General features: G+C 35.6%; 1 protein-coding gene. It reads right to left on the bottom strand.

Going from position 1 to position 303, the window contains the following annotated elements:
• Positions 1-303: transposase (locus LOSG293_RS09910; protein ID WP_034529945.1), on the bottom strand; the 303-nt coding region annotated here is incomplete at both ends.

Raw genomic sequence — 303 nt, 5'->3', positions numbered from 1 at the left:
GCAAAAAGTTAAATCGTACACCTTTAGGATCAATGTAGTAATCATCATTTTCAACGTAGTTCCAGTTCATAACCTTACGGTCATCCGATTGCCACTTTCGACTTTTTTCTCTGAGCATAGTCCCGTAGGGGATTAATGATTCACAATCTGATAATTCATCTTCTACAAATTTATAGTTTGGTTTAGATCCGTATCCTGCATCTGCCACAATATATTTACCTAAATGGTTTCGTGAATTAAGTTGGGTAATAAATGGAATAAAGGTTCGGGTATCTGTTGGATTCTGAAAAATTCCAAAACCAG

It is taken from the genome of Secundilactobacillus oryzae JCM 18671 (genome assembly GCF_000740055.1).
Classification (GTDB): Bacteria; Bacillota; Bacilli; order Lactobacillales; family Lactobacillaceae; genus Secundilactobacillus; species Secundilactobacillus oryzae.
The sequence above is the reverse complement of the archived record's forward strand: the minus strand, read 5'-3'. Positions and strand labels throughout refer to the sequence as shown.